The organism is Nostoc sp. 2RC, assembly GCF_014222165.1.
GTDB classification, from domain to species: domain Bacteria; phylum Cyanobacteriota; class Cyanobacteriia; order Cyanobacteriales; family Nostocaceae; genus Nostoc; species Nostoc linckia.
Genome location: NZ_JACKZU010000612.1, coordinates 1 through 2,566, shown reverse-complemented (window position 1 = coordinate 2,566; position 2,566 = coordinate 1). Strand labels below are relative to the sequence as shown.

The following is a 2,566-nucleotide window of genomic DNA, read 5'->3' as shown; positions in this document are numbered from 1 at the left end:
CTTCCCCCTTGTCCTCTTCCTCACCTCCCCTCGCTACACCAATGTGAATTCGCGGTTGCTGATTTTGACAAAATTTAATGGCGTTACCGATGAGGTTTTGAAATACTTGTGTTAATTGGGTGGCATCAGCGACAATCTCAGGTAGACTATCTTGGGTGATAATTGCTTTACTGTCAGCGATCGCTATTTGCAGATTTGTCATTGCTTGTTTCACAGCCGCATTGCAATCAACTCGTTTAAAGGGCTGTCCGCGGGTGCTGACGCGGGAGTAATTCAACAAATCATTAATTAGTGTCTGCATCCGCCGCGCGCCATCTACTGCGTAGTTGATAAACTCGTCAGCATTAGTATCGAGTTGATTTTTGTATCTTCGCTCAAGCAATTGTAGATAACTGGTTACCATCCGCAATGGCTCTTGCAAGTCATGGGAAGCTACGTAGGCAAATTGTTCTAATTCGGCGTTGGAACGCGCCAGTTCTTGACTTTGGCAGGTTTGTTGTTGTAGCAGTTGTGCCTGAGATACAGCAAGGCCAATTTGGTTAGCGAGTTGTTGTAACAATTCTGTCTCAAAGTTATTCCACTTTCGAGGTGCTGCACATTGGTGAGCTAGCAATAAACCCCAAATGTTGTCTCTAACAATAACGGGCACTACAAGGTTTGCTTTGACGGCAAACTGCTCTAGAAATTCTCGATGACAAGGTTGAATATACGCAGTTTGAATGTCTTCAATGGCACTAATTCTTCCTTGGCGATATCTTTCGAGGTATTCTTCTTTGAAACAGGGGTCGATAATATTTTTCCCCAAAATTACCGGCCATCCAGGTAGTACAGCTTCTTGTACCACTGTTCCCGAACCGTCAGGGCAAAGTTGAAAAATTAAAACTCGGTCAGCTTGCAGTAGTTTTTGGACTTCAGTAACAGTAGTTTGGAGAATTTCATCGACTTGTAAAGATTCTCGGATTTTAACAGTAATTTCGGAAAATAATTGCGATCGCAAATTTTGCCGCTTTAATTCCTCTTCTGTTCGCTTGCGATCTGTAATATCAGTATAAGAACCGACCATCCGCACTACATCACCTAATGCGTCCCAAAGCGCTTGTCCTCGATCTAAAATCCATTTATAGCTACCGTCTTGGCATTGGACTCGATACTCACAAACATAAAATGGTGTTTTCTTGGCAAAGTGATCCTGGAGGGTTTCAAGTACTAAATCTCGCTCATCAGGATGAATTAATTTTGTCCATCCATCCCAACAATTAAAAATTTCCTGGTCTTCATAACCCAACATTTGTTTCCAGCGAGTTGAGAAAAACACTTCATTTGTCTTGAGGTTCCAATCCCAAATACCATCGTTATTTCCCTGCAATGCTAATTGCCAACGTTCTTCACTTTCTCGAAGTGCTTGTGCTGTTTGGCGTCGTTCAGTAATGTCTTGAAAATAAACCGATAAGCCGTCTTTTCCTGGATAGACATTAACTTGAAACCAGCCGTTGAGGGGTGGATAAAATTCCTCAAATTCCACACTTACTTGTTGTGCTACTGCCTGACGATACTGCTTTTCAAATGTTGTACCAATAATTCTGGGAAAAACTTCCCAAATATTTTTACCTAAAAGCTGATTCTGGGTTTTTTGCAACAGCTGTTCTGCTTGACCATTAACATAGGTAAATCGCCATTCTTTATCCAGGGCAAAAAAAGCATCGGTGATACTTTCAAGCAAATTAGTAATCCGGGTTCTAGCTGCTTCTGATTCTGCTCTTGCTGTTTGCTCCTGGGTCATTAGTTTCTCAGTAATCTGAGATACCTCAGCTATATGACGCCTGAGTTCTAGCTGGTCAATTACTAGGCGACTCAGAGCCACCAACGCCTGAATTTGTTTTTCATTTAATTGTTTCGGAACTTGGTCAATGACGCACAAAGTCCCCAACATATCCCCCTTGGGAGTGATTAAAGGCACGCCAGCATAAAAACGCACATAGGGATAGCCAACTACCACCGCGTTCTGCGCCAAGTTTTCATCAGCCAGGGTATCTGGAACCACAACAACGCTACGCTGCTGTTGGCAAAGGTAAGATAACCCAACACTGCGGGGCATTTCTGATACATCTAAACCGACTTTTGCCTTAAACCATTGACGCTTTTCATCAATAAAATTTACTAAAGATATAGGAGTATTACAAATAAAAGCGGCTAACTGAGCGAGATTGTCGTAAGCCTCTTCAGGTTCAGTATCAAGAATTTGATACTGACGCAAGGCTTCTAGCCTCGCCTGTTCTCTAGTTGTGTCTCTAATATTCATTAACTTTTATTAAAAAATCTCAATTATGATATTCAGTCACAAAAGCGAACACATCAGAATTAAGTTAACTATTTTTAACATTAGTTAACTCTCTAGGTGTTTTTAGTTATTTTGGGGAGTTTTGAGAAAAAGCCCTTGTCAATACTGCTCGCTTGTGTATTTTCAACTCGGAATTTGGTTTTGGGAAAAGGTGAGCCAGCGCGGTCTTGGGGGTTTCCCCCATGAGCGACTGGCGAACCCCGAAGGGGTTAAAGGGTAAAGGGTAAA

General features: G+C 42.0%; 1 protein-coding gene. It reads right to left on the bottom strand.

Annotated features, from left to right (window positions below; translation table 11 throughout):
- On the bottom strand, nt 1-2,299 hold a 2,299-nt coding region (locus GNE10_RS33715; protein ID WP_185570388.1), incomplete at its 3' end, for a GAF domain-containing protein.
- Nucleotides 2,300-2,566 lie beyond the last annotated feature (267 nt).